The sequence below is a fragment of the Paractinoplanes tereljensis genome (assembly GCF_016862435.1).
Lineage (GTDB): Bacteria > Actinomycetota > Actinomycetes > Mycobacteriales > Micromonosporaceae > Actinoplanes > Actinoplanes tereljensis.
In genome coordinates this window covers 172,262-198,218 of sequence record NZ_BOMY01000060.1, presented here as the reverse complement: position 1 = coordinate 198,218, position 25,957 = coordinate 172,262, and the positions used below count along the sequence as shown (strand labels likewise).

The following is a 25,957-nucleotide window of genomic DNA, read 5'->3' as shown; positions in this document are numbered from 1 at the left end:
AGCTCGGTGGTGGGTGACAGACCGTCGCTCCCGCCGGGGGCGGGCCGGGGCCCAGCTTTGCTGGCCCTGGCCCTTCATTCTGCGTGCGTGGTTGCGCAAAACGCCGCCGGTGAGGCTCACCGGCGGCGTTTCGGGTTGGTGCGGGGGTCAGCTCAGCGGTCGGCGATGGTGCGGCCGGCGTGCGCGGCGGCCTCGTGCGCGGCCTTCTTCAGCAGGTCAGCGGCATCCCGGAGGGACTCCATCGCCGGGCTGACGTGGGCCAGGGTCAGTTCGCGCTCGACCAGGGTGAGGTCGGCGCCCCAGACGTCCTCGACGATCCGCCGGATGAACGAGGTGTTGTGGTCCCAGCCCTCACGCGGGGTGCCCGGGCTGTAGCCGCCGCCACGGGTGGTCACCACGATGGCCGGCTTGCCGTCGAGCAGCCGCTCGCCGTTGGGGCCGCCGGCCAGGACGAGGTCGATCCAGATCTTGGCGTGCTGGGAGACGCCCCAGTTGTAGAGCGGCAGGGCCAGGATGACCGCCTCGGCGTGCCGGACCTCGTTGTTGAGCTGCTGGGCCAGGGCCACGGCGGCCTGCTGGTGCTCGTTGCGCTGGTCCTCGGGGGTGAAGGCGCCGCCGATGGCGTTCTGCCAGGCGTCCGCGGGCAGCGGCTCGGAGCCGAGGTGGCGCCGGATGAACTCGGTGCCCGGCCGGACCGCGAGCCACTCGGCCTCGGCCACGTCGGCGAGCTCGGAGCTGGCCGAGTTGGGCCCCTGGATGCTGGCGTCGATACGCAGGACGGTCACAGGTTCTCCCTAGGTGGAGCTGTTGAATGTTCAACTCGATAGTGCCACGGTTCGAGTTGAATGTTCAAGTCGCCTGGTTGAGTTACAGTTCCGTTTGTGAACAGCGCCACCCCGCCTCCGGACCCCGACGAGGTCCCCTGGTTGTCGAACGACGAGATGACCGCCTGGATGTCTCTGACCGGGATGCTCATGACGCTGCCCGCAGCCATCGATGCGCAGCTCAAGCGCGATTCCGGGCTGAACTTCTTCGAGTACTCAATCTTGGTCTCGCTGGAGCGCCCCGAAGATCACAAGGTGCGGATGAGCGTGCTCGCGATGATGGCCGGCGGCTCGATGTCCCGGCTGTCGCACGCGGTGAGCCGGCTCGAGAAGCAGGGCTGGGTGCGCCGGGTGGCCTCCGAGGGGGAATCGCGCTGCATCTCGGCCGAGCTGACCGAGGCGGGCCTGGCCGCGCTGGTAGCGGCGGCCCCCGGGCACGTGCGTGAGGTCCGCCGCCTGGTCTTCGACCCGCTGAACGGCACCCAGGTCAAGCAGATGCAGCGGATCTGCCGCGAGGTCGTCGGCGTCACCGATCCGGCCGCGGCCGCGACGGTCGACGAGATAAGCCAGCTGATCGAGGGGTGAGGGAGGCGTGGCTGGGGCTGCTGAAGCACTCGCTCAACCGGGTCACGGTCCCGCTCGCCCGCGCCGGCCGGGGCCCGTTCGCCCTGGTCCGGCACGTCGGCCGGCGTTCCGGCCGCCCCTACGAGACCCCGCTGCTGCTGGCTCGCCGGGGTGACGACTTCGTGGCCGAGCTGACCTACGGCCCGAACGTCGACTGGTACCGCAACGTCGTAGCAGCCGGTCACTGCCAGGTGGTCACGGCCGGTGTGGTGCACGAGATCGACCGCATCGAGGTCCTGCCGCCCGACGATGGCCTGCGAGCGTTCGGAAACCCCGCGGCCGCCGTCCTGCGCCTGCTACGGCGCCGCGACTTCCGCCTGCTGCACGTAGCGGCTTTTGACTCTCGCACGTAGTAGTGCGTTTTCGCGGCAGGCGATTCGCGCGAAAGGCGCGCTGCGGCCGTGCGTGGCAATGGGCCGCGATGGGCGGCCGAGAGTGTGCGGGTTTGGCGGGGGAGGGGTCGCCGCGTACTTGAAGGATCTTTTTTCGCGTTCTTGAATGGATCTTTTAAAGGAGGGCCTGGGCTCGGTCCACCAGGAGGGGGAGTAGGTCGATTCGCCAGGTTTGTAGGTGGATGTGGCCGCTGGAGAGGCCGCCGTGGGCGAACTCGGGGCGGTAGACCGAGGGCTCCAGCTCGGCGAAGAGGTCTACGCCGACGATGCGGTTGAAGGCGGTGTAGAGCATCGCCTCGGCCTCGCCCAGGGTGGGCGGCAGGTAGGTGTCGCCCAGGTGGTCGCGCATTGCCTGCCACACCCAGGGATCGCCGCGCAGGCCCCAGACCTGGGGTTCGGGGTCGAAGAGGTCGGCCACCAGCTTCATGAGATCAGTCTGACCCGCCTCGCGGAGGTCCGCACGCCGGCAGATGAAGCAAACCTTAAATTGATTTGCATCACTTGCCGGGAGCGCGGTCGGGCGGCCTAGCGTCGATTTGTCCTTGGCGTCCGAAACAACCGCAAGGAGGCACTGTGCTCCGTTCCCTCCGCCTCGCCATCGGGGCGTTCATCGTCGCGTTGACGCTGGCTTTCACCGCCGGCACCGCCAACGCGGCCGTCTGGTACTCGACCGATCGTTGGGGTACCTGGACCAGCGGCAGCTACACGCTGTACAACAACGTCTGGGGGTCCGGTTACGGTCCGCAGACGATCTGGGCCAACTCCACGAGCAACTGGGGAGTCTGGGCCAACCACCCGAACACCGGCGGGATCAAGTCGTATCCGAACGCGACCCGCTACATCGGCCGGACGGTCAGCTCGCTGGGCACGGTGACCAGCAGTTTCAACGTGACCGTGCCGACCAGCGGGGTGGCGTTCACGACGGCCTACGACATCTGGTCGTCGGACAACGCGCACGAGATCATGCTGTGGATGAACTACTACGGCGCGGTCGGGCCGCTGGGCACGCTGCAGACCACCGCTACCGTGGGCGGGCACACCTGGCGGATCTACCGCGGTTCGAACGGGTCGAACAACGTGTACTCGTTCGTGCGCACGAGTAACACCAGCTCCGGCACGGTGAACGTCGCGCAGATCGCGCAGTGGATCCGGACGGCCGGCTGGTTCGGCAACGTCACGATCGGCAATGTCCAGTTCGGATACGAGATCACGTCGTCCTCGGGCGGCAAGGACTTCGTCACGAATTCCTTCTCCGTCTCGGGCTGAGGCTGGTGCGCGGGGTGCGTGGGACCCCCGCGCTTCAGACCGTTACGGCGGGGACCGCGGCGGTCAGTGACCAGTCGTGGCTGATGTCGGCGGCTGCCCGCAGAAGCTTGGGCAGGTGGTCCTCGAGCAGGGTTTCCACTGTGGTTTCGGCGGCGTGGACGGTGACGTTGATGGCGGCCACCACGTTGCCGTCGCCGTCGCGCACGCCGGTCGCTATCGACCGGACTCCCGGCGCCAGGTCTTGATCGGCCAGAGCCCAGCCCTTGGCCCGCACCTCGCGCAGGGAGGTCTCCAGCTCGGCGGACGACGGCTGCCAGCGCGGGGTGATGCCGGAACGGGACGCCTCGTCGACCACCTTCAGCAGCGTCGTCGGCGGCAGGGCCGCCAGTAGCACCTTGCCCATGCTGGTGGCGGGGGCCGGGAAGCGGGTGCCGATGGTGACCGACAGGGTGACGATCTTCGGCACCGCCACCCGGGCCACGTAGACGATGTCGGCGCCGTCGAGCTGGGCCATCGACGTGGACTCGTTGGTCTGGGCGACCAGTTTCTCCATGTGCGGGCGGGCGACGTCCCACATGCTCAGCGAATTGACGTAGGCCATGCCCAGCTCCAGGACGCGCGGGGTCAACGCGTAACCCCGCGCGGCCTGGCGGACGTAGCCGAGCGCCTCGAGCGTGATCAGGATGCGGCGGACGGTGGGGCGGGCGAGGCCGGTGTGGCCGGCGATCTCGCTGAGGGTCATGGCGGGCGTGCCCGGCCGGAAGGAGCGCAGGACGTCGAGGCCACGCGCGAGGGCCTCGATGAAGTCGGGCCCGGCGCCCCTCCCAGTGTCGGTCATGACCTCATGCTTTCATTGCTTTACTTCGTGTACTGATAGGGGTTGGTAAGGATCCGCGACTCGGGGATCTCCGGGTTCATGCCGCGCTGCCAGAGATCCTCACCCATGGTCTCGCGCAGGTAGTCGACCGTGGCGCCGACCTTGGCCCGGGCGGCGGCCAGATCGACCCCGACCAGCTTGCCGTCCTGCTTGACGACCTTGCCGCCGACCAGCACGGTGTGCACGTCGCCGCGCTGCGCCTGGTAGGCGACGTGGCCGTAGGGGTGCAGCACCGGGAACATGGCGGGCGACGCGTCGTTCTTGATCAGCACGACATCGGCCTTGCGGCCGGGGGTGATCGCGCCGATCTCGGAGTCCATCCCGAGGGCCTTGGCGCCGCCCCGGGTGCCCCAGTCGACGACCTGCTCGGCGCGCAGGTGGTGGTGGGTGATGGTCTCCTTGGCGGCGTGCGCCTCGAGGTGCTCGCGGGACCGGTCGGCCGACAGCGTGGTGCGCATCGCCGAGAACAGGTCGCCGCTCCACCAGACGCTGGTGTCCATCGACAGCGAGACCGGGATGTCGTGCTTGCGCAGCACCCAGGTGGGCGGGTAGCCCTGGCCGGCGCTCTGCTCGCTCTCGGTGGAGACCGAGACCGAGCCGCCGGTGGCGGCGATCCGGTGGTAGGAGTCGCTGCTCAGGGTGGCCGCGTGCACGTAGACGGTGCCGGGCGTCATGAAGCCGTTCTCATACATCAGCCGGATGCCGTCGTCGTTGGTGGCGCCCCAGACGCCGGCGTGCGTGGTGACCGTGACGCCCAGGTCGCGGGCCACCTCGAAGGCGGCTTTCTCCTGGAACGCCGGGTCGCCGGGGATGTCGAAGGCCAGTTGGAAACCGGCCAGCTTGCCGCCGTCGATGCGGCGCCGGTAGAAGTCGCGGAACTCGGGCGTGGTCGACCACTGCCACGGGCCCTGCTGGATGTTGCCGTAGGCGAGGACGAACCGGCCGGGCACCGCCTCGAGGGCGTCGACCGCCGCGTCGGCGTGGTCGATGGTCTGCAGGCCGTGTGACCAGTCGACGGTGGTGGTGACGCCGGAGTCGATGGCCTCGATCGCGCCGAGCAGGTTGCCGGCGTGCACGTCCTCGGGGCGGAACAGCTTGCCGGACTCCAGGTAATACCAGACGAAATACTGCGTAAGGGTCCAGTCAGCACCATATCCGCGCATGGCGGTCTGCCACATATGCCGGTGCGTGTCGACCATGCCGGGCATGATGATGCCGTCGGTGGCGTCGATCTCGAGGGCGCCGTCGGGGGCGGTCAGGTTGTGCCCGACCTCGGCGATCCGGTCGCCGATGACCAGCACGTCGGCGTTGTTGAGCACCGTGTGCGAGTCGTCCATGGTCAATACGAGGCCGTTGCGGAGGACCACCGGCCGGTCGCTGTCGCTCATCGCCCATCCTTTCAAGGTTTTCCGGACCGCTGTCCGCTGAGCGGGCAGGGCGAGTGGCGCCAGTGTGCTCCCGGTCACGTGCAGCGTCAATAGTGTGTTTCGACTTGATTAACCGCCCATTGACAGGCCTGCTGCCGGGGCGGAAGCTGTTTCAGCGGACAGGTGTCCGCAGAACGGGCGGTGATGATGACGCAGGGCCCTCTGCACGGTCTGCTGGTGGCGGATTTCTCCCGGATCCTGGCCGGGCCGTACGCGACGATGCTGCTCGCCGACCTCGGCGCTCAGGTGATCAAGGTGGAGGGGCCGGGTGGGGATGACACCCGCACCTGGATGCCACCCACCCGCGACGGTGTCTCGACCTACTATCTGGGCATCAACCGCAACAAGCGGTCCATCGCCCTGAACCTGAAGGATCCGGACGATCAGGCCGTGGCGCGTGCGCTGGCCGGCCGGGCGGACATCATGATCGAGAACTTCAAGCCGGGCGGTCTGGCCCGGTTCGGTCTTGATTTCGACTCGGTTCTTTCGGAAAACCCGAAGATCATCTACGCCAGCATCAGCGGCTTCGGCTCCGGCGAGGGGGCCAACCTCCCGGGGTACGACTTGATGGTCCAGGCCATCTCCGGCCTGATGAGCCTCACCGGCGACCCGGACGGATCGCCGTTCCGGGCCGGCATCTCGGTCTTCGACGTGATGGCCGGCATGCACGCCACCATCGGCATCCTGGCCGCCCTGCGGCACCGGGGCGAGACCGGCCGCGGCCAGCACGTCGAGGTCAACCTGCTCAGCTCGGCCCTGTCCGGCCTGGTCAACCACTCGAGCGGTTACGTCGCCGGCGGGACCATTCCGTTCCGGATGGGCAACGCGCATCCCAGCCTCTTCCCGTACGAGCCGCTGCCGTGTGCGGACGGTGAGCTGATCGTGATCGCCGGGAACGACGGGCAGTTCCGCAAGCTGTGCCAGGTGCTCGACCTGCCGGAGCTGCCGGACGATCCGCGTTTCGGGCGTAACCAGGACCGTACGGCGAATCGCGAACAGTTGCGGCCGATCCTGGTCGAACGGCTCAGCAAGCGGACCAAGGACGACTGGTTCCGCGACCTGCTGGCGGCCGGGGTGCCGTGCGCGCCGATCAACACGATCGACGGCGGCGTGGCCTTCGCCGACGAGCTGGGGCTGAACCCGGTGATCGACGCCGGTGGCGTGCCGGCGGTCCGCAACCCGATCACGTTTTCCGAGACCCCGCCGGCGTACGAGCTTCCGCCGCCCGGTCTGGACGAGCACGGCGAGGAGATCCGAGCGTGGCTGAAGAATTAAGTTTCCCGACCGGGCTGGGCACCTCGACCCCGGAAACGATCTCCTTGCTGGGGCAGGACCTCGCGGCCGACCTGATGGGCAAGGTCGGCTTCGGTGAGCTGGCGTTCTGGCTGGTCGCCGGGCGCCGTCCGTCGTCGTCCGAGGTCCGGCTGTTCGAAGCCGTGCTGGTCGCGCTGGCCGATCACGGCTTCACGCCCACCGCGATCGCGGCCCGCCTGACGTACCTCTCGGCGCCGGATTCCCTGCAGGGAGCCCTCGCCGCCGGTCTGCTCGGCGGCGGTTCCCGCTTCCTCGGGGTGACCGAGGACTGCGGCCGATTCCTGGCCGAGACGCTTGTCGCGGCCGGCACCGAGCGCGACTACGACGTGATCGCGCTGGAAGCCGTCAAGAAGGCCCGCGAGCAGAAGAAGTTCATCCCGGGCCTCGGCCACCCGGTGCACAAGGAACTCGATCCGCGCACCCCCGTGCTGATCGCGATCGCCGAGGAAGAGGGCCTGCGCGGCCCGCACCTGCGGTTGTTCGAGGCGATCGGCCGGGTGCACCCGCAGGTGCTCGGCAAGACGCTGCCGCTCAACGGCGCCGGCGTGTGCGGCGCGGCCCTCGCCGACCTGGGCCTGCCGACCGACCTGCTGCGCGGGTTCGCCCTGCTGGCGCGGGCGGCCGGCCTGCTCGGGCAACTGGCCGAGGAGCGCCGCCGGCCGATCGCCAACCAGATCTATCTCACCGTCGATCGCAACGCCGTCTACGAACCCCGGGAGGACTGACTATGGCCAGCATCGTCGCGGTCATCGCCTCGACTCACCATCCCTTCTACTACCGGGCCAGCACCTCCACCGGCGAGGACCGTCCCCCCTTCGCCGACGAGTGGGTCCGGAAGATCACCGCGTTCCGGGAGACCCTGACCCGGGCTAACCCCGACGTGCTGGTGATGGTCGGCTCCGACCACTTCCATCAGCTGTGGCTGGACAACATGCCGCAGTTCCTGGTCGGCAAGGCGCCGTTCTACGACGCCAACTGGTACAACGAGGAGCGCGAGTTCGGCCTGCCGAAGATGCTGCTCAAGGGCCAGGAAGACCTGTCCGCGCACATTCTGCGGGCCGGCCTGGACTCCGGTTTCGACCTGGCGTTCAGCAACGAGCTGCGGATCGACCACAGTGTCACCTGCCCGATCATCACGCTGCGGCCGGAGGCCGACCTGCCGATCGTGCCGATCTACACCAACATCTTTGCGCCGCCGCTTCCGCAGCCTTCGCGCTTCGTCCAGCTGGGTGAGGCGATCCGGCGCATCGTCGAGGAGTGGCCGTCGCATCTGCGGGTCGCGATCATCGGCACCGGGCACCTGTCGCTGGAGCTGGGCGGGCCGCGCCAGTTCGGGCCGCACGGACCGGACCCCGAGTTCGACCGCCGGGCCGTCGAGTGGATCGCCAGCGGTGACCTCGACAGTTGCCTGCGCGAGGTGTCGCTGGACAGCCTGCACGCGCCGGGCAACGCCACCCACGGCTTCATGGACTTCATGCTGATGATGGGCGTGGCCGGGGCCGGGGCGAAAGCCGACCACGTGGACACGCTCGACCTGTTCCACACCATGGAGGCCTACTTCACCTGGTACCCGAACGGAGTTCCGGCATGACCGCCTGCACCGAGCGGCACCCAGCCGCACCGGCGGACGGCGTTGCAGGTGAGGGCCAGAAGGGCATGCCTAAGGAGGGCTCAGCATGAGCAAGTACTTGCTGAACAAGTTCCTGTACACAGTCGACCGCGACCCCGAGCTCGTCGAGCGGTACCGGGCCGAGCCCCACGAGCTGGTCACCTGGTGGGAGGCGGATCGGGCCAACGCGGTGCTCAACTGCATCACCGACGAGGCGAGCACCTGGCTGCGGTTCACCGACGAGGAGCGGGCGGCGCTGATCGATCATGATCACTGCAAGCTCTTCGAGCTGGGGGCGCACCCGTTCCTCACGCTGACGCTGTTCATCGCGATGTTCGAGCGGGACAACGCCGAGCCGCTCGAGTATCAGAAGGCGTACGGCGCGCGGATGGCCCACTTCGCGATGCCCTACCCGGACATCGCGACATGATCCCCGCGGCCGTGCTGCGCGTCTGCGGCCGGCCACCGTCGCTGGAGAAGCGACGGCCACCCGTGCCGGGCGCCGGCGAGGTGCCGATCTCCGTGGCGGCGGCGCCGATCACCCCGCTGGACCTGCTGTGTGCCTCAGGCACCAGCTATTTCGGGACGCCGGCGACGCCGTACGTGCCGGGAGTGCAGGGTGTGGGCTACCGCGACGACGGTACGCCGGTCTGGTTCGCCACCTCGGCCGGAATGCGGCCCGGCGACGGCAGCATGACCGCGGCCGTCTCGGTGCCGTACGTCGACGTCGTGCCGTTGCCCCGAGGCGTGCCGCTGCCGTTGATCGCGGCGCTCGGCCTGTCCGCCGTGGCGGCGCACTCGGCGCTGACCCGGACCGGTGGGCTCACCCCCGGTGAGACCGTCGTCGTGCTCGGGGCCGGTGGGGTGGTCGGGCAGGCCGCGGTTCAGCTGGCCCGGCTCTGCGGTGCCGGCCGGGTGATCGCCGTGAGTCGCTCGGCGGACGCTCTCGACCGGGCGGTCCAGTTCGGCGCCGACGGGATCGTCGCACTACGGCCCGACGACGACCCGATGTCGCTGGCCGACCGGCTGCGCGACGCGTCCGGGCCGGCCGACCTGGTGCTCGATCCGGTCTTCGGGGTGCCGGCCGCGGCCGCGTTGCGGGTGCTGCGACCCGGCGGCCGGCTGGTCAACCTGGGCAGTTCGGCGTCGCCGACCGCACCGATCGACTCGGCGACGCTGCGCAGCGGCTCGCTGCAGGTGCTCGGCTACACCAACAACGCGCTGTCCACCGCGCGGCGTGCGGAGTCGCTGACCGAGGTGGCCGAGCACGCGGCGGCGGGCCGGCTAACCGTGGCGCACGAGGCGGTGCCGTTCGCCGACGTCGCCGAGGCCTGGTCACGCCAGGCGTCCGGCGACACCGAGGGCCGCATCGTCTTGACGCTCTAGCCGGCCTTGGTTCGGCCCGGCCTTGGTTCGGCCCGGTCCGGCCTGGTCCGGCTCGGCCTGGCCGGGCTCTTCAGTTGGCTTGGCACTTTGGCTGGGCCGGCCTGGCTTTCAGAGGGGCTGGATTGCCAGGTTGGCGAGGTCGGCCGGGCTGGTGATCGCGTCCATTGTGGTAATTCGGCCGTTTGTGACGGTGATTCGGGTGGCTACCTTTACCTGGCCGTTGACGATTACCGCGAAGCCGATGGCGCCGTTGATCAGGGCGGTGCGGGCGGCTCGGGCTCGGCCGGCGAAGAAGCGGGCGACGGCGTCGGCGCCTTGGTTCTGGACTACCTGGTCTACGCGCATTTCGACGTCCGGGTCGAGCAGGGCCAGCAGGGTGCCCAGCTCGCCGCCGCGGGACGCGGTCAGGAACGCGTCGACTACCTGACGGTCGGCCGGTGCGTCCTGCTCCTGCTCCGGCGGCGTGGCTCGCACGCGGCGGCGGGCGCGGCTGGCCAGTTGCCGGGCCGCGTCGGGGGAGCGGCCGACGATCGGGGCGATCTCCTCGAACGAGACGGCGAACAGGTCGTGCAGCACGAACGCGAGCCGCTCGGCCGGGGTCAGCGTCTCCAGGACCACCAGCAGCGCCAGCCCGACCGAGTCGGCCAGCAGCGCCTGCTGCTCGGGATCGTCGCCGGCGGCGGGCGGTTCCGCCGGGAACTCGTCCTCGCGGCGGGCGGTGCGCTGCCGCAGCATGTCCAGGCACACCCGGCCGACGACCGTGGTCAGCCACGCGCTGAGGTTGTCCACCCCGTCGCCGGCGCGGCTGAGTCGCAGCCAGGCCTCCTGCACCGCGTCGTCGGCCTCGGCCGGGGAGCCGAGCATCCGCAGCGCCACCGCGCGCAGCCGGGGCCGGTTCTCCTCGAAGTGGGCCGCGAGTTCGTTTTGTGTCCTATGCCACATTGGTCACGTTCGCCTTCCCGGGTTCGTCACCCCTTTGACGGAACAGAGCGCGCCGATGTGACGGCGCCGGAGGGAGAAATCATGCAGGCTCGGATCGAGAACCCGGCGTACCTGCTGCCGGAGTCCGTGAAGGCGATCAACCTCCTCTACAAGGAGGCCCACTCGGCCGGCGTCGAACCGGCCACCCTGGAGCTGGTGCACCTGCGGGCCAGCCAGATCAACGGATGCAGCCCGTGCGTCGACTCGGGTGCCCGCAACGCCCGCAAGAACGGCGAGACCGAGGAACGGCTGTACGCGGTGGCGGTATGGCGGGAGACGCCGTATTTCACCGAGGCCGAACGAGCCGCGCTCGCCCTGGCCGAGGCGGCCACCCGGCTGGCCGACCGGCCCGACCCGGTGCCGGACGACATCTGGGCCGCGGCCGCCGCGCACTACAACGAGAAGCAGCTCGCGGCCATCGTGCTGTGGATCGCCACCACCAACTTCTTCAATCGGATCAACGCGGCCACCAAGCAGCCCGCTCCGCAGAATTGGGGATGAGGTCTCGGCGCGACGTGACTAGCATCCCCGGCATGACGGGGATTGATACGACTACGCCGCGTGTGGTGCGAGTGGCGGCCTGGCTGACGCTGGCATTGGCGCCGGTCGGGCTGCTGCTCGTGCTCGACGGCATCCTGGAACTGCAATGGTGGGGCAGCGCCGAGTCGAAACACCTGCTCGCGGCGCTCGACAGCATCAACACTGAGTACGGCATCACGCCGCCCGCCTTACTGCGTGGCCGGGAGGGGGCCGTCGAGCTGATCGTTCTCGGGGTCCTCTGCATCGCCTACGCCATTCTTGGCATCTGGCTGCGGCGCGGCCGGCTCTGGGCTCGCAGCTGGGCGATCGGTGGCGGATTGCTGACTCTCCTGCTGGGAATCATGGGCGTCGGCTCGGACGCCACCGAGTCGCACACCGTAGCGGCCTACTTCGAGCAGCTGCACGGCTCGGCGATCGGCGATCGGGTCCCGGCGGTGCGAGAGCTGCTCTTCCCGGGGTGGTACCCGTGGGCCGAGGACATCATCCAGGGCGCGCAGGTGCTCCTGACGCTGGCCGCGCTGGTCGCGCTGGCGTCCGCGATCATCTCGCACGGCGACTATTTCACCGGCGGCCGCGAAGTGGACGCCCCACCGGACGAGTGGGACTCGGCCCTGTCCCGGGTGCGCGACCAGTCCCGCCGCCAGCGCGAGGCCGACGAGTCATAGGCTGCGTGGTCGGCCAGCCGTGGGCCGGGTTGGTCGTGGCCGGTCTGAGGCTGCGTGGCCGGCCAGGCATGGGCCGGGTTGGTCGTGGCCAGTCAGGGCCGCGTGGTTGGCCAGGCAGAGGCCGTGGTTGGCCGGTTATCGGCTTACAGCCAGGGCACTCGGGTTTGTCCGCGGGTGGTGCCGGGCACCGTGGCTCGGCCGGTGAAGACGCTGGTCAAGCCGGGTGGCCCGGCCGGTGGGCGAGGCCGCCGGGTGCGGGCTATCAGCACGATGACCAGGGCGGCCGTGCCGGCCAGCGCTAGTGCGATCAGCAGCGTGCGGGCGAACGGCCGTCCCCGGTTGGCGTTACCCGGGGCCGGCAGGATGGTCTCGGCGGTGAGGGTGCCGACGGTGATCGACGCTCGCGCGGGCAGTGCGTCGGGGGTGGGAAAGCGCACCAGATAGCGGTCGCGCAGGGTGGACTCGACCTGGTCCAGGGCGGGCACCACGACCGGCTCGCCGACCGGGGCGAAGAAGCCGCCGGTGGCCGTGGCCGCCGCCGACCAGTAATCGCCGGCCGCGGCCGTGCCGACCACCACCAGCATCGTGCCGTCGCGGCGGAACTCCTCCGCGACCCGCGCGGCCGTCTCGTCGCCGGCGGCCGGCGCCGACGTGTACATCACCACCAGCCGGCGGCCCGCCGCGGCCGGTGGGAACTGGCCGCGGGCCAGGGCGAGTGCGGCGGCGGTGTCCCTTTCGCCTTCGGGGCGCACGGTGGCGAGCGCCTCCACCACGCCGGCCGCACCGAGCTTCGGTGCGGTGAGTGCGGCGGCCGGGCGCCGGTCCGGGACGACCACGGCGTCGGTGCCGATCGGCGCCTCCAGTACGAAGCGGGCGGCCGCACTCAGCCAGGCGGGCAGCGTCCCGGCGCCGGCCTCGGCCGCGTCCACCACCAGCGCCACGCTCAGGCCGTCCGACATCACCGGCAGCAGGTCGGCGTCCACGGTGTGTCCGTCCACAGTGACCCGGGCCGAACGCCGGTCAGCCCCGGCGAGAGTGGCCAGGTCAACCACCACCGTGGTTTCGCCGCCACCGGAAAGCACTCCGGCGACCGGCAGCGGCGCAGCCGCGGGCGGCAGCAGCACCTCGGCGCCCGCCGCCGGAGCGGCGACCGCCAGTCGTGCGGCGGCTGGTGGGTGTGGGACGGCGGCCTGGGCTGGCAAGGCGGCTTGGGCTGGGGCGGCGGCCAGCAGGGCCGCTACCAGCGCGGTCAGGGCGGCGGTGACCCTATGCGGGGTCGGCGAAGGCGATGACATTGTCTCGGTAGCTGCCGCGGGACCGGTCGAAGCTGCCGCCGCAGGTGACCAGGCGGAGGGTGGGGTCGAGGGTGGGGGCGTAGACGACGTCGGTGGGGAACTCGACCTTCGGCACCCGGGAGATGTGGGTGATGCGGAAGGCGGCGTAGGTGCCGTCGGAGCGGTCGATCCGGACGGTGGTGCCGGGACGCACGGCGGCCAGGCCGATGAAGATGCCCGGGCCGGTGGTCGAGTCGACGTGGCCGAGGATCACGGCGGGGCCGGGCTGGCCGGGACGGGGGCCCTGGTCGTACCAGCCGGCTACGTCGGTGCGGGACGGCACCGCGATCGTGCCGTCGGCCCGCAGGCCGAGCGTCTGCACCGGGCTGTCCACGTGCAGCGCGGGGATGCGCAGCCGGACCGGCACGGCGACGGCGTCGTAGGTGCGGTCCGCATGGAAGGCCGGCCGCGGCGACGGTGGTGCGGACGGGGACGGCGCCGGCGCCGAGGCCGCCGGCCTGCTGCCCAGGCCGGCGAGCAGGCCCAGGGTGAGCGCGGCGAGGGCCGGGATACGGGCGTACGGCGGCATCAGCGGCCCGGTCTGGGGGAGGACGCCACGACCGTGGCCATCCCGTCGAAGCCGGTCTGTGGCCGCGCTGCCACGACTGTGGCCATTCCGCCGTAGCCGGTCTGTGCCCCGCCTCGCGGCAGGCGCGCCGCCACGCTTGCCCCGAACGCGTCGGCCATCGTTCGGGCCAGGTCGAACATCTCCTGGTAGGTCTGGTAGGCGACGTCGTGCGCGGTGGCGTAGTCCTTGCCCGCGTACGCGTCGGCGTGCCGCATCAGCATCGTGTCGTGCTGCTGGAGTGCCGCGGTGAGCCGGCCGGTGGCGATGCGCTCGCCGGTCGCGCCGGACAGGAAGGTGCCGAGTTTGCGTTCGATGCCGGCCATCGCCGTACGCGCGGAGTCTTTGTTGCCCTGGGCGTAGGCCACCAGCTGCTCGACGTGATCGGCCCAGAGTGACTGGAACTGCCGGGCCGCGGCCGGGCCGAACAGCGTGTCCATCGCCGCGGCCAGGTCGCGGGTGTTGCCGTTGATCATGTCGCCGGAGGCGGCGAAGTCGGGGGTGTTGGTCACGGCCGCCCGGGTGAGGTCTTCGACCAGCACCGCGTGCTCGGCGAGCAGCTTGCCGAGCTGGGACCGCAGCCGCCACAGCGGCTCGCGCAGGGTGGCGGCGTCGGCGGCGGGCAGCAGCGCCTCGGCCAGGGTGAGCCCCAGGTCGTACGTGTGCTGGTAGCCCATCCGGTAGAGGTCGTCGGCGGTGGCGTAGTCGCCGGCCGCGTACGCGTCGGCCTGGCCTGTCAGATGTCCGACATGCGCGACCACCGCCTGCCGGGCCGCCGCCGGGCTGAGCCGGCCGTGTGACGCGCCCGCGAAGAAGTCACCCAGCTCCACCTCATATTCGGTGAGCTCGTGCAGGGCGTCGCCCTTTGCCTTGTCGTCGCGGGCGGCGAGCGCCCCGGCGTAGGCGACCAGCTCGACGATGTGTTCCGACCACAGTGGACTGAATTTATCCGCCGTCCCGGTGCCGAACAACTGCCCGACCAGGGCGGCCATGTCCTTGGTGTTGCGGCCCAGGGCGGTGTTGGCGGCCTGCACGAAGTCGTCGTCGCCGCGGATGCGGCTGCGCATCAGGTCGGCGGCGAGCACGGAGTGCTGCCCGAGCAGCGCCTCGAACCGGATTGCCAGGTCGGCGGGCGCCAATGCCGCGTGCGCGACCTGCACCCGGGGCTGCACGGGGGTGAGAAAGAGCAGGCCGGTGCAGAGGAGCGGCAGCACCCGCCAGAGCTGACCTTTGCCGTGTTTCCACATATGCGCGTCGCCAAGACCGGAGGATTTACGGATCAGAGGAAGCCATGGATCAATGGACTGCCGCCGACCATACGCCCGCGGGTCGAGCGGGTCGAGCCCGGTGTATCGATGCAGTAGCGTCCCGTACATGGTGACGGTGGGGGAACTCATCGCCGGTCGGTACCGGGTTCTGCACCCGCTCGCCACCGGCGGGATGAGCCGTCTTTGGCTTGCCCACGACGAGGTCGAGGACACCGCGGTGGCGCTCAAGAAGTGCGCCCTGCCGGAGGGCCTGAGCCCGGACGAGGAAGACGTGTTCCGGGTGTGGACGGCCCGGGAGGCCCGTTCGTTCACCCTGGTCGATCACCCGAACGTGGTCCGGACGCTGGACGTGCTGCCGGCCGACGACGCGCCGTGGATCGTGATGGAGTTCGTGCCGTGCCGGTCGCTGCAGCAGGTGCTCGACGAGTCCGGCCCGCTGCCGCCGGCCCGGGTCGCCGGCATCGGCCTGGCCGTGCTGGAGGGGCTGCTCGCGGTGCGCCGGGCCGGCCTGCTGCACCTCGACATCAAACCGTCCAATGTGCTGATCGCGACCGACGGCCGGGTGATGCTCAGCGACTTCGGCCCGGCGGTGACTTCCGAGGGCGTGCACGCGCTGGCCGGTGCCGGCATCGTCCTCGGCTCGCCGAAATACCTGGCCCCGGAGCGGCTGCTGGACGGGGTGGCACTGCCCGAGTCGGACCTGTGGTCGCTGGGCGCGACCCTCTACCACGCGGTGGAGGGCCGGCCGCCGTTCGTGCGGGCCAGCACCACCGAGACGTTGCTGGCGCTGGCCGAGGAGACGCCGGAGCCGCCGCGGCAGGCCGGGCCGCTCACCGAGCTGATCGTGGCGCTGCTGCGCCGTAACCCGGCCGCCCGGCCCGAGCCGGCCATGGTCGAGGCCGCCCTGCGGTCGGTGACCGGTCAGCCGGCCGCGCATCCCGACCTGCACCCGGAGCCGAGCGCCCGGCGGGCGAGCCGGAAGGGCGGGCTGGCCCTCGCCGCCGCGCTGGCCGTGATCCTGGCCGTGGCGGCCGCCGTGGTGGTCCTGCGCCCGGACGACCGGTCCGGCACCCCGGCGGTGGCGGCGAGCCCGGCCGCCCCGGCCCGGGGCTGGTACTGGTATGTCAGCGGGACGGGCATGCGGGTGATGCTGCCGTTGGACCTGAAGGCCGAGGAGTCCGGCCTCGGGCTGGCCGCCGCCGACTACCCGAACGGTCCCCGGCTGCGGGCCGAGCCGCTGCATCCCACCCCGCCGAACCTCATCGAGGCCCTGACCGAGATGGAGCGGCTCAGGTCCATGGGCGTGCCCGGGTACCGGCGGATCCGGATCGAGCAGGGTCCCGGCGCGGCCGGCGCCGACTGGGAGTACACCGCCGTCACCGGCCCGTCGGAGATACACGGCATCCAGCGGCTGATCAACCGGGGCGGGCAGGTGTACTGGTTCAGCTGGGAGGTGCCGGCCAACGCGTGGGCGTCCGAGCTGCCCCGCTTCACCGAGGTGATGGACAGCTTCCAAGCTCCGCCGGGCGGCTGACGATCGGGCGGCTGACGATAGGGTCCGGGGGTGTCCGCACCCCTGTTCCTGGTCGACGAGTTGCCGGTCGGTTCCGCCTACACCCTCGACGGGCCGGAGGGGCATCACGCCGCCACCGTGCAGCGGCTGCGGGTGGGTGAGGTGCTCGTGCTCGCCGACGGGCGGGGCGGCAGCGCTACCGCCGAGGTCACCGCGGTCGGCCGGGGCAGCGTCGAGGTCACCGTCACCGGGCGGGCGACCGTGCCGGCACCCGACCCGCGGCTCGTCGTGGTGCAGGGCATCGCCAAGGGCGACCGGGGCGAGCTGGCCGTGCAGGCGATGACCGAGATCGGGGTGGACGAGATCCTGCCGTGGGCGGCGTCCCGATCGGTGGTGCAGTGGCGCGGCGACCGCGGCTTCAAGGCCCGGGACAAGTGGGCCTCGACCGCCCGGGAGGCGGCCAAGCAGGCCCGGCGCTCCTGGCTGCCGCGGGTGGGCGGCGATCCGGATTGCTCGACCAAGCAGGTGGCGGCGCGCCTGGCCGAGGCCGCGGCCGGCTTCGTCCTGCACGAGGAGGCGACCGAGCGGCTGTCCATCGCGACGCTGCCGGCGACCGGGGAGATCGTGCTGGTGGTGGGCCCGGAGGGCGGCATCAGCGACGCCGAGCGGGCGGCGTTCGAGGCCGCGGGTGCGACCGCCGTGCGGCTCGGCCGGGAGGTGCTGCGCACCTCGACCGCCGGGGTGGCCGCGCTGTCGGTGCTGTCCGCTCGCCTGGATCGCTGGTAAAGCCAGAAGGCTCAGCGCTGGCGGATCAGCTGACGGCGGTCCAGGCCGGGCAGCGTGATGTGCTCGTCGAGGCCGTCGCCGGTGGCGATCTGCCCGGCGACCCGGGCCGCGACCCGGCGGGTGATCAGCCGGCGCACCCCGCGGGCCCGGATCTCGCCGTGGAACTCGCCGGTGAACCGGCCCAGCCGCGCGGCCTGCTCGGCGATCGACGGGATGAGCTCGGCGAACGGCACGTGCAGGGCCTCGGTGCTCGGCGAGCCGAGGTAGGCGAACGGCTCCGAGCCGGCCATCGGCGCGAAGCGCACGCCGATCAGTTTGAGGTTGCGGTGGGCGCGGTGGTCCAGCATGGCGACGATATGGCGTACGCCGGCCAGCCTGCCCGCGTTCAGGAAGGTCCGGTAGAGCAGCGAGCTGACGGTCAGTCCGGAGCGGCCACCGCGGTACGCGGGCAGCACTGCGAGGGTGGCGAAGTCCCAGATCCGGCCGTGGTCGAGGTTGTGCACGGCGACGATGGCCGACAGCGAGGTGTCGATCAGGTCGGGCGCGTCGTCCAGGGTCTTGCCGCCGCCGTCGATGACCCGGGCCGCGCCGGCCGGCATCCCGGTCTTGCGGTCGAGCACGATGAAGAACAGGCTGTCGTCCTCGTAGCGCCGGTATTCGGCGGCCATCTGGGCGGCGCCGTTGCCGAACGACGTCTCGAAGACCTGCCGTTCGAGGTCGCGGGCCACGTCGGCCATCGGGGAGGCGGCCCCGACCGCGAGGGCCACGAACCGGCCGGCCGAGGGGTGCGCGGCCAGGGCGGCCGCGGTGCGCAGCCGGACGGTGCTCGCGGCGAGGTCGTACGACACGGTCAGAACCCCTTCGCGACGATCTCGGTGGTGCGGAAGTACTGCTCGGTGAACTCGACGACCTTGGCCGGGTCGAAGGCCTTGCAGGTGTAGACGTCGACGCTGAAGAACGAGACCGGGCGCTCCCAGGAGTAGAAGTGCGCGCCGGAGGTCTCCCAGTGGATCCAGCCGGCCCAGCCGTACATCTCGCTGACGTGGGTCACCGGCTCGATGATCGTGATCATGTCGGTCACCACCGAGAGCTTCGACAGATAGTCCTTGATGTGCTCGTCGGTGATCACGAACGTCGGGTAGCCCTCGACCACCAGTCGCTGACGGTGGATCATCGGCGCCAGGTCACGGTACGCAGCGGCGTCGTCCGCGATGGTGTCGTTACCGAGGGTGATGGCGTTCGGGAGCGCGAGCGTCATGTCACTTCTTCCTGGCAGGCATTTCCGGGTGAATCGGACTCATACGACTTTAGCCAAAAACTACGCAGAGTCAATGCGGCCGACATTACAGAGAGTTAGCCCACACGCGGATCATGACCGGCGAAGTTGGTTAGGCTAGCCTTCGGTCATGGTCTTGACGCGCACCGTGAGCGATGCGCGCCCGGCCCTTCGGCGAGGCGCCGTGCTGGCCGTTCTGCTCGGCGTTCTCGCCCTCGTCTGTCTGCTCAGCGTCGCGATCGGCACCCGGGCGATCGCCCCCGGCACGGTCTGGGACGCCCTCGTGCACCACGGCGCCGGCGACGATCAGACCGTCGTGCGCGACCTGCGGGTGCCACGGACAGTTCTCGGACTGCTGGCGGGTGTCGCTTTCGGACTGTCCGGAGCGGTCATCCAGGCGGTCACCCGCAACCCGCTCGCCGACACCCAGATCCTCGGCGTCAACTCCGGGGCTGGGCTGTTCATGGTCGTCGCGATCGGCTTCCTCGGCCGCACCGACGTCAGTCAGTACCTGTGGTTCGGCTTCGGCGGGGTGGCGTTCGCCCTGCTCGGCGTGTACGTGCTGGGCTCGGCCGGCCGGGGTGGCGCCACCCCGATCCGGCTCACCCTGGCCGGGGTCGCGCTCGGCGCGGTGCTGGACGGCATCTCGGCCGGGGTCCGGCTGGTCCGCCCGCGGGCGTTCGACTACATGCGCTTCTGGGATGCCGGCACGATCGCCGGTCGGCCGCTCGAGGTGGCCCGCACCATCCTGCCGTTCGTGCTGGCCGGGACGGTGGTGGCGCTGCTGGTGGCCCGGTCGCTGAACGCCGTCTCGCTCGGCGACGACCTGGCCCGTTCGCTGGGCGCCGGCATCGGCCGTACCCGTCTCCTGGCTGTTCTGGCCGTCATGCTGCTGACCGGGGCGGCCACCGCGGCGGCCGGGCCGATCGGCTTCATCGGGTTGATGGTCCCGCACGTGGTGCGCGGGTTCGCCGGGCCGGACCAGCGCTGGATCTTCGCGTACACCGTGGTGTGCGGTCCGGTTCTGCTGCTGGCGGCCGACATCGTCGGCCGGGTCGTGATCCGGCCCGGTGAGCTGCCGGTCGGCATCGTCACCGCGTTCGTCGGTGCCCCGGTCTTGATCTGGTGGATCCGCCGGGCCAAGGTCGGTACCCGATGAGTCTCGACTTCGGCCGCCGCACGATCGTGCTGCGCCCGGTCGCCCGCGTCCCGGTCCGCCCGTTGGTGGTCTGCGCCGTGCTGGTGCTGGCCGCGCTGGCCACCGCCGTGCTCGCGCTCGGCACCGGCGAGGTCGACATCCCGCCGGTGGACGTCCTGAAGGCGCTCGCCGGGCAGGGTTCGGGCGCCTATCACCTGGTGGTGGTCGAGTGGCGGCTGCCGCGGGTGCTGCTCGCGCTGATCCTCGGGGCGGCGCTCGGGATCGCCGGGGCGATCTTCCAGGCGCTCACCCGCAACCCGCTGGGCAGCCCCGACGTGATCGGGTTCAACACCGGCGCGGTAACCGGGGTGCTGGTCACCACCGTGGCCGTCGGCACCGGCTACTACGTCACCGCGGCCGGGGCGCTGGTCGGCGGGCTGCTCACCGCGGCCGCCGTGTACCTGTTCGCCTACCGGCGCGGGGTGCAGGGCTTCCGGCTGATCATCGTGGGTATCGCGATCGGCGCCGTGCTGACCTCGGTCAACCAGTGGTTCATCATGCGGGCCGACCTGACCGTCGCGCTGGCCGTCTCGATCTGGGGGCAGGGCACCCTCAACAACGCGGCCTGGCGCAGCGTCGGGCCGGTCGCGGTGGTGCTCGGGGTGCTGGCGGTGGTGCTGGTGGCGATGGGCCCGCGGCTGTCGCTGCTGGAGATGGGCGAGGACGCGGCGGCGGCGCTGGGCGTACGGGTGGAGCGCGCTCGCCTCGCGTACCTGGTCATCGGGGTGGCCCTGACCGCGGCCGTGGCCGCCGCGGCCGGGCCGATCTCCTTCGTCTCGCTCGCCGCCCCGCAGCTCGCCCGGCGGCTGACCGGCACGCCGGGCGTCGCGATGGCACCCGCCGCGGCGATGGGCGCGCTGCTGCTGATCGTCAGCGACTGGCTCGCCCTGCACGCGTTCGCGCCCACCCAACTGCCGGTCGGCGTCGTGACCGTGGCGGTCGGCGGGGCCTATTTCGCCTGGCTGTTGCTCAGGCAGGGGAGGAAGCAGTGAGTCTCGCCGCGCGCGACATCACCGTCGGGTACGACCGGAAGATCATCAGCGAGCACCTCGATCTGGAGGTGCCGGACGGCCGGTTCACCGCGATCATCGGACCCAACGCGTGCGGCAAGTCCACCCTGCTGCGGGCGCTGGCCCGGCTGCTGAAACCGAAGCTGGGCACGGTACTGCTGGACGGCGCCGACATTCACGGCAAACCGGCGAAGCAGGTGGCCAGACGGCTGGGACTGCTGCCGCAATCGTCGATCGCCCCGGACGGGATCATCGTGGCAGATTTGGTGGCCCGCGGCCGTTTCCCGCATCAGAGCCTGATCCGGCAGTGGACCGCGGCCGACGAGGAGGCGGTGGTGTCCGCGATGGCCGCGACCGGCGTCACCGAGTTGTCCGGCGAGCTTGTCGACACGCTGTCCGGCGGGCAGCGGCAGCGGGTCTGGGTGGCCATGGTGCTCGCCCAGCAGACCTCGATCGTGCTGCTCGACGAGCCGACCACGTTCCTCGACATCGCCCACCAGATCGACCTGCTAGAGCTGTGCGTGCGGCTCAACCGGGAGCAGGGCACCACGATGGTCGCCGTGCTGCACGACCTCAACCAAGCCGCCCGGTACGCCGATCACCTGATCGTCATGAAGGACGGCCGGATCGTCGCGCGCGGCAACCCGGGCGAGGTGATCACCGCCGAGCTGATCGAAGACGTGTTCGGCCTGCCCTGCGTGATCATCACCGACCCGGTGGCCGGCACGCCGCTGATCATCCCGGGGCGGGCGGCGGCATGACCGCCTGCACCGAGCGGCACTTCGGTGAGTTGCACGCCCAGGCTGCAGGCGAGGGCCAGAAGGGCATGTCTAAGGAAGGCACAGCATGAACATCCTGTGGCGGGCGATCGCCCGTAACCGCTGGCGGCTGCTGGCCGGCTGCCTGCTGATCGCCCTGCACCAGGCGTGCGAGACGTTCGTGCCGATCGTCATCGGCGAGACCGTGGACCTGGCCGTGGCCACCGGCTCGGTGTCCCGGCTGGTCACCTGGGTGGGCCTGCTCTGCCTGCTGTTCCTGCTGCTCACCACGGCCTACCGGAACGGGGCCCGGCAGCTGATGCGGGCCCTGGCCGACGAGTCGCACGCGCTGCGCCTGGAGGTGGCCGCGAAGGTGCTCGACCCGCGGGCCGAGGTGCGCACCGGGGACGTGCTGACCATCTCCACCACCGACGCCGACCATGCGTCCTACCTGCTCGACTACGTGCCGCGGATCGTGGGCGCGCTGGTGGCGACGGCGGTCAGCGCGGTCGGGCTGTGCCTCATCTCGGTTCCGCTGGGCCTGGTTGTCCTGCTCGGCACCCCGCTCGTGCTGATCGCGCTGCAGCGGGCCGCACCCCGGATCACCCGGCGGATCGCCACCCGGCAGGAGGTCGCCGGCCGGGCCTCGTCGGTCGCCACCGACCTGGTCACCGGCCTGCGGCCGCTGCGCGGCATCGGCGCGCAGGAGGCCGCCGACACCCGCTACCGCGAGGTCAGCGGCGAGTCGCTGCGCGCCACCCTGCTGGCGGCCCGCACCCAGGGCCTGTTCCAGGCCGCGTCGAACAGCATCAGCGCCCTGCTGGCCGGTGGCATCGCCATCCTGGCCGGCTGGTTCGCGCTGACCGGCCGGATCAGCGCGGGGGAGCTGGTCACCGTGATCGGGCTGGCCGCGTTCCTGGGGGAGCCGTTCGGCACGCTGTCGGCCGCGCCCGGCTGGATCGCCACCGCGCGGGCCTCCGCCGACCGGATCGCCGACCTGGTCGGTTCGTCCCCGGCGCCGGCCCCGGCCGGCAGCCCGCCGATCCTGCCCGCCACCGGCGAATGCCTCGGTGTGGTCGCCGAGGCCGACGCCGCCGAACTGGTCGGCCGCTACGACGACGGCTCGCCGGACGTGCTTGTCGCGCCGCACCACCCGGAGCTGTTCTCCGGCACGATCCGGGAGAACATCGTGCTGTCGGCCGACCGCGAGCTGGACGCGGTGCTGCGGGCCTCGTCGGCCGACGACGTGGTGGACGCCCACCCGGACGGGCTCGACCACCCGATCGCCGAACGCGGCTCGGCCCTGTCCGGTGGTCAGCGGCAGCGTCTCGCCCTGGCCCGGGCGCTGCTCGCGCATCCCCGGCTGCTGGTGCTGCACGACCCGACCACCGCGGTCGACGCGGTCACCGAGCACTCCATCGCCCGTGGCATCCGCGACCTGCGGCACCGCCCCGGCTCGCAGCTCGGCACGCTGATCGTCACCACCAGCCCGGCCCTGCTCGCGGTCACCGACCGGGTGGTGATGCTGCGGGACGGCGAGATCGTCGCCACCGGCACGCACGCGTCGCTGGCCGCCCTTGATCCCGCCTACCGGGCGGCGGTCCTGCGATGACGGCCATGACCGCCCTGCCCGTCGCCACGCCGGCGCAGACCGGTGGCTGGCTGCTCGCCCAGCTGCGCACCCGCCGCCTCGAGCTGGCCGTCACCACCGCGGCCGGGCTGGTCGCGGCCACCGCGTCGGTGGTGCCGGTGACCGCGCTGGGCCTGCTCGTCGACCTGGTCCGGGACGGCGAGTCGCCGTCCGCGCTGCTGCCGATCGCGGCGGTCGTGGTGGCCGCCGCGATCATCGGCGGGATCGCCACCGGCGCGACAAGCACCCTGGTGAGCCGGCTCGGCGAGCGCATCCTGGCCGCCCTGCGCGAGCAGACCGTGGCCACCGCGCTGCGGCTGCCGGCCACCGTGCTGGACCGGGCCGGCCGCGGTGACCTGCTGTCCCGGGTCGGCGCGGACGTCGCCGCGATCGGGACGGCCGCGGCCGAGGTGCTGCCCACGGTCATCTCGGCGGTCCTGCTGGCCGCGCTCAGCGTCACCGCCATGTTCGGCCTGGACTGGCGGCTCGGCCTGGCCGGGGTCGCGACGCTGCCGTTGTACCTGGTGGCGCTGCGCTGGTACCTGCCGCGGTCGGCGCCGATCTACGCCCGGGAGCGGACCGCGATCGCGGATCGAAGTCAGTTGTTGATGGAGAGTCTGCAGGGGGTACGCACCGTGCATGCGTACCGCCTCGAGCAGCGGCATCTCACCGGCATCGAGCACGCCTCGGGCCGGGCCCGGGACCTGTCGATCGGCGTGTTCACCCTGTTCACCCGGTTCGTCGGGCGGATCAACCGGGCCGAGCTGGTGGGGCTCGCGACGATCCTGGTGGCCGGTTTCTGGTTCGTCCGCTCCGGCTGGGTCACGGTCGGCGAGACCGCGGCGACGGCCGTGCTGTTCCACCGGCTCTTCAACCCGATCGGCATGATCTTGTTCACCTTCGACGAGATCCAGGAGGCCGGCGCGGGCCTGGCCCGGCTGGTCGGGGTCGGCACCCTGCCGGTGGCGCCGGCCGGCACGGTCCGCCTCGACAAGGCCGACCTGACGCTGAGCAACGTGTGCTTCGCCTACGACGAGCGGGTGCCGGTGCTGCAGGACATCAACCTGCGGGTCGCGCCGGGCGAGCGGGTCGCGCTCGTCGGTTCGACCGGCGCCGGAAAAACCACTGTGGCCTCCATCGCGGCCGGCATCCTGCGGCCCCTTTGCGGTACGGCCTCGGCCGGCGGAATTCCGGTCGACGAGCTGGCCCCGGGCACCGTGGCGGTGGTCAGCCAGGAGACGCACGTGTTCGCCGGGCCGCTGATCGAGGACGTCCGGCTGGCCCGCCCGCACGCGCCCGCGGAGCTGGTCCGGGACGCCCTGGACACGGTCGGCGCGCTGGACTGGGCGCTGGCCCTGCCGGACGGACTGGAGACCGTGCTGGGGGAGGGCGGGCACCCGCTCACCGCCGCGCAAGGTCAGCAGCTGGCGCTGGCCCGGCTGGTGCTGCTCGACCCGGCGGTGGCCATTCTGGACGAGGCCACCGCCGAGGCCGGCAGTGCGGGCGCGCGCGCCCTGGAGGAGTCGGCGCTGGCCGCCACCCGGGGCCGTACCACGCTGTTGGTGGCGCACCGGCTGACCCAGGCCGCCTCGGCGGACCGCATCGTGGTGCTGGAACACGGCGCGGTCCTGGAGGAGGGCACCCACGACGAGCTGGTGGCCGCCCACGGCCGGTACGCCGAGCTGTGGGAGGCCTGGCAAAGCCGTACCTAAAGCTCGTTGACCTTGGTGTTGGGGTCTCGGTCGGTGGCGTTCTTCAGCTCGGGCAGCAGCTTGTCCAGCGCGTAGAGCAGGGCGTCGGGACCGGAGTAGGACAGCGCGCCGGCCAGCGGCGTCTCGAACGACGTGTACAGCGTGCGGTCCTCGGCGACCACCTTCAGCCTGCTGAAGACCGGCGACGTGAGCATGTCGGCCTTGGTGGCGCCGTTGATGAACAGCACGTCCCGGTCGGCCAGGTCGAGCCGTTCCTCACTGACGTCCTCGCCCTGCTCCTGGGTGGCGAAACCGAGCGCGTCGAACAGCGACCGCCGCGGGTCCTTGGCCGGGATCAGCCAGTGCTCGCCCTTCTCCGGGCCGTAGTCCTCGACCAGGACCTGGCCGGCGAACTGGGGGTTGGCCTTCTTGGCCTCCTCCACCTTGGCGTTGACCTTCTCGACCAGGGCCTGCGCCTCGGCCGCCTTGCCGAGGGCCTTGCCGGTGGTCAGCGTCTGCACGTCCCACGGCGTCTCCTCGTCCTTGTAGTCCGCGGACTGGATGACCGTGGGCGCGATCGCGGAGAGCTTGTCGTACGTCTCCTTGGTGATCGTCTCGTAGATGGCCAGGATCAGGTCCGGCTGCTGCTTGACGATCGCCTCGAAGTTGATCTCGGCGGAGAACGTGGGCAGCGCCTTACCGCCGAGCTTCGCCGACACCCACGGATAGGCCGGGTACTCGGTGAACCACTCCCGGGTGCTGACCGGCACCTCGCCGAGGGACAGCACGAAGTCCTGGTCGTTCCAGCCGACCGTGACGATCCGCTGCGGCTTGGCCTTGATCGTGGTCTCGCCGAACTTGTGCGCGATGGTGACCGGGAAGCCGGTAGCAGCACCCGACCCGGCCGACGCCGGGGTGGCGGTGTCGTCGCTGCCGCCACCGCACGCGGCCAGGGCACCGATCAGGATGGCGGCCGCGGCGGTGGCGAACACACGGTTGAGGGGCAGAATCATGAGGTTAGGT

At 71.2% G+C, this 25,957-nt stretch carries 28 protein-coding genes; 17 read left to right on the top strand and 11 right to left on the bottom strand.

Features of this window, described 5'->3' with window-relative positions; all coding sequences use genetic code 11:
- Positions 1-152 precede the first annotated feature (152 nt).
- Positions 153-785, bottom strand: coding sequence for an FMN-dependent NADH-azoreductase (locus tag Ate02nite_RS45590; RefSeq protein ID WP_203814219.1), 633 nt, complete (start codon positions 783-785; stop codon positions 153-155).
- A gap of 96 nt (positions 786-881) precedes the next feature.
- On the opposite strand from Ate02nite_RS45590, the gene Ate02nite_RS45585 reads away from it, so the two are divergent.
- Both Ate02nite_RS45585 and Ate02nite_RS45580 read left to right on the top strand, forming a co-directional pair.
- A complete protein-coding gene (locus Ate02nite_RS45585; RefSeq protein ID WP_239148192.1) occupies positions 882-1,409 on the top strand; it encodes a MarR family winged helix-turn-helix transcriptional regulator in 528 nt (175 codons plus the stop codon).
- Entirely contained in the window at positions 1,406-1,801 is a 396-nt protein-coding gene (locus tag Ate02nite_RS45580; RefSeq protein WP_239148191.1) for a nitroreductase family deazaflavin-dependent oxidoreductase, read from the top strand. The genes Ate02nite_RS45585 and Ate02nite_RS45580 overlap by 4 nt, the downstream gene beginning before the upstream one ends.
- Positions 1,802-1,955: 154 nt before the next feature.
- On the opposite strand, the gene Ate02nite_RS45575 is transcribed toward Ate02nite_RS45580, so the two are convergent.
- A complete protein-coding gene (locus Ate02nite_RS45575) occupies positions 1,956-2,267 on the bottom strand; it encodes a hypothetical protein (RefSeq protein ID WP_203814218.1) in 312 nt (103 codons plus the stop codon).
- Between the two features lie 146 nt (positions 2,268-2,413).
- Here Ate02nite_RS45575 and Ate02nite_RS45570 point away from each other — a divergent pair, with 146 nt between their 5' ends.
- A complete protein-coding gene (locus Ate02nite_RS45570) occupies positions 2,414-3,106 on the top strand; it encodes a GH12 family glycosyl hydrolase domain-containing protein (protein ID WP_203814217.1) in 693 nt (230 codons plus the stop codon).
- A 34-nt stretch (positions 3,107-3,140) separates the two neighbouring features.
- Here the strand turns inward: Ate02nite_RS45570 and Ate02nite_RS45565 are convergent, their stop codons facing one another.
- Complete coding sequence (locus tag Ate02nite_RS45565) at positions 3,141-3,944, bottom strand: IclR family transcriptional regulator domain-containing protein (RefSeq protein WP_203814216.1); 804 nt, start codon at positions 3,942-3,944, stop codon at positions 3,141-3,143.
- Between the two features lie 20 nt (positions 3,945-3,964).
- Positions 3,965-5,371: an amidohydrolase family protein gene (locus Ate02nite_RS45560; RefSeq protein ID WP_203814215.1), complete on the bottom strand. Its 1,407-nt coding sequence runs from the start codon at positions 5,369-5,371 to the stop codon at positions 3,965-3,967.
- Positions 5,372-5,554: 183 nt separating this feature from the next.
- On the opposite strand from Ate02nite_RS45560, the gene Ate02nite_RS45555 reads away from it, so the two are divergent.
- The 5 genes from Ate02nite_RS45555 (at position 5,555) to Ate02nite_RS45535 (ending at position 9,719) form a co-directional block, all read left to right on the top strand.
- Complete coding sequence (locus tag Ate02nite_RS45555; RefSeq protein WP_307873306.1) at positions 5,555-6,685, top strand: CaiB/BaiF CoA transferase family protein; 1,131 nt, start codon at positions 5,555-5,557, stop codon at positions 6,683-6,685.
- On the top strand, positions 6,670-7,449 hold the full coding sequence (locus Ate02nite_RS45550) for a citryl-CoA lyase (protein ID WP_203814213.1): 780 nt from the start codon (positions 6,670-6,672) through the stop codon (positions 7,447-7,449). The genes Ate02nite_RS45555 and Ate02nite_RS45550 overlap by 16 nt, the downstream gene beginning before the upstream one ends.
- Before the next feature lie 2 nt (positions 7,450-7,451).
- A complete protein-coding gene (locus tag Ate02nite_RS45545; RefSeq protein WP_203814212.1) occupies positions 7,452-8,315 on the top strand; it encodes a DODA-type extradiol aromatic ring-opening family dioxygenase in 864 nt (287 codons plus the stop codon).
- 85 nt (positions 8,316-8,400) lie between these two features.
- Positions 8,401-8,763 (top strand): hypothetical protein, encoded by a 363-nt coding sequence (locus tag Ate02nite_RS45540; RefSeq protein WP_203814211.1) that lies wholly within the window; start codon positions 8,401-8,403, stop codon positions 8,761-8,763.
- A complete protein-coding gene (locus Ate02nite_RS45535) occupies positions 8,760-9,719 on the top strand; it encodes a quinone oxidoreductase family protein (protein ID WP_203814210.1) in 960 nt (319 codons plus the stop codon). Before Ate02nite_RS45540 ends, Ate02nite_RS45535 begins: the two co-directional genes overlap by 4 nt.
- Positions 9,720-9,827: 108 nt before the next feature.
- On the opposite strand, the gene Ate02nite_RS45530 is transcribed toward Ate02nite_RS45535, so the two are convergent.
- Positions 9,828-10,661, bottom strand: a complete 834-nt coding sequence (locus tag Ate02nite_RS45530; RefSeq protein WP_203814209.1) for a sigma-70 family RNA polymerase sigma factor — start codon at positions 10,659-10,661, stop codon at positions 9,828-9,830.
- An 81-nt stretch (positions 10,662-10,742) separates the two neighbouring features.
- Here Ate02nite_RS45530 and Ate02nite_RS45525 point away from each other — a divergent pair, with 81 nt between their 5' ends.
- A complete protein-coding gene (locus tag Ate02nite_RS45525) occupies positions 10,743-11,201 on the top strand; it encodes a carboxymuconolactone decarboxylase family protein (protein ID WP_203814208.1) in 459 nt (152 codons plus the stop codon).
- Between the two features lie 32 nt (positions 11,202-11,233).
- Entirely contained in the window at positions 11,234-11,905 is a 672-nt protein-coding gene (locus Ate02nite_RS45520) for a hypothetical protein (protein WP_203814207.1), read from the top strand.
- A gap of 143 nt (positions 11,906-12,048) precedes the next feature.
- Here the strand turns inward: Ate02nite_RS45520 and Ate02nite_RS45515 are convergent, their stop codons facing one another.
- The 3 genes from Ate02nite_RS45515 to Ate02nite_RS45505 are packed head-to-tail and all read right to left on the bottom strand — an operon-like array spanning position 12,049 to position 15,201.
- Positions 12,049-13,200: a vWA domain-containing protein gene (locus tag Ate02nite_RS45515; RefSeq protein WP_203814206.1), complete on the bottom strand. Its 1,152-nt coding sequence runs from the start codon at positions 13,198-13,200 to the stop codon at positions 12,049-12,051.
- On the bottom strand, positions 13,172-13,768 hold the full coding sequence (locus Ate02nite_RS45510) for a class F sortase (protein WP_203814205.1): 597 nt from the start codon (positions 13,766-13,768) through the stop codon (positions 13,172-13,174). The genes Ate02nite_RS45515 and Ate02nite_RS45510 overlap by 29 nt, the downstream gene beginning before the upstream one ends.
- Positions 13,768-15,201, bottom strand: coding sequence for a hypothetical protein (locus Ate02nite_RS45505; protein WP_203814204.1), 1,434 nt, complete (start codon positions 15,199-15,201; stop codon positions 13,768-13,770). Before Ate02nite_RS45505 ends, Ate02nite_RS45510 begins: the two co-directional genes overlap by 1 nt.
- Here Ate02nite_RS45505 and Ate02nite_RS45500 point away from each other — a divergent pair.
- Positions 15,179-16,606 (top strand): serine/threonine-protein kinase, encoded by a 1,428-nt coding sequence (locus Ate02nite_RS45500; protein WP_203814203.1) that lies wholly within the window; start codon positions 15,179-15,181, stop codon positions 16,604-16,606. The genes Ate02nite_RS45505 and Ate02nite_RS45500 overlap by 23 nt on opposite strands.
- Before the next feature lie 30 nt (positions 16,607-16,636).
- Positions 16,637-17,371 (top strand): 16S rRNA (uracil(1498)-N(3))-methyltransferase, encoded by a 735-nt coding sequence (locus Ate02nite_RS45495; protein ID WP_203814202.1) that lies wholly within the window; start codon positions 16,637-16,639, stop codon positions 17,369-17,371.
- An 11-nt stretch (positions 17,372-17,382) separates the two neighbouring features.
- Here the strand turns inward: Ate02nite_RS45495 and Ate02nite_RS45490 are convergent, their stop codons facing one another.
- Complete coding sequence (locus Ate02nite_RS45490; RefSeq protein WP_203814201.1) at positions 17,383-18,219, bottom strand: hypothetical protein; 837 nt, start codon at positions 18,217-18,219, stop codon at positions 17,383-17,385.
- A 2-nt stretch (positions 18,220-18,221) separates the two neighbouring features.
- Positions 18,222-18,629, bottom strand: a complete 408-nt coding sequence (locus tag Ate02nite_RS45485; RefSeq protein WP_239148189.1) for an S-adenosylmethionine decarboxylase — start codon at positions 18,627-18,629, stop codon at positions 18,222-18,224.
- Positions 18,630-18,777: 148 nt separating this feature from the next.
- On the opposite strand from Ate02nite_RS45485, the gene Ate02nite_RS45480 reads away from it, so the two are divergent.
- The 5 genes from Ate02nite_RS45480 to Ate02nite_RS45460 all read left to right on the top strand — a co-directional run bounded on the left by Ate02nite_RS45480 (position 18,778) and on the right by Ate02nite_RS45460 (position 24,955).
- A complete protein-coding gene (locus Ate02nite_RS45480; protein WP_203814200.1) occupies positions 18,778-19,806 on the top strand; it encodes an iron chelate uptake ABC transporter family permease subunit in 1,029 nt (342 codons plus the stop codon).
- Entirely contained in the window at positions 19,803-20,837 is a 1,035-nt protein-coding gene (locus Ate02nite_RS45475) for a FecCD family ABC transporter permease (protein ID WP_203814199.1), read from the top strand. Before Ate02nite_RS45480 ends, Ate02nite_RS45475 begins: the two co-directional genes overlap by 4 nt.
- 17 nt (positions 20,838-20,854) lie before the next feature.
- Positions 20,855-21,616 carry an ABC transporter ATP-binding protein gene (locus Ate02nite_RS45470; protein WP_203814285.1) on the top strand — a complete coding sequence of 254 codons (762 nt, stop codon included), beginning with the start codon at positions 20,855-20,857 and terminating at the stop codon, positions 21,614-21,616.
- Between the two features lie 85 nt (positions 21,617-21,701).
- A complete protein-coding gene (locus tag Ate02nite_RS45465) occupies positions 21,702-23,225 on the top strand; it encodes an ABC transporter transmembrane domain-containing protein (protein ID WP_203814198.1) in 1,524 nt (507 codons plus the stop codon).
- On the top strand, positions 23,222-24,955 hold the full coding sequence (locus tag Ate02nite_RS45460) for an ABC transporter ATP-binding protein (RefSeq protein ID WP_203814197.1): 1,734 nt from the start codon (positions 23,222-23,224) through the stop codon (positions 24,953-24,955). Before Ate02nite_RS45465 ends, Ate02nite_RS45460 begins: the two co-directional genes overlap by 4 nt.
- Here the strand turns inward: Ate02nite_RS45460 and Ate02nite_RS45455 are convergent.
- Entirely contained in the window at positions 24,952-25,947 is a 996-nt protein-coding gene (locus tag Ate02nite_RS45455; protein WP_203814196.1) for an ABC transporter substrate-binding protein, read from the bottom strand. The genes Ate02nite_RS45460 and Ate02nite_RS45455 overlap by 4 nt on opposite strands.
- Positions 25,948-25,957 lie beyond the last annotated feature (10 nt).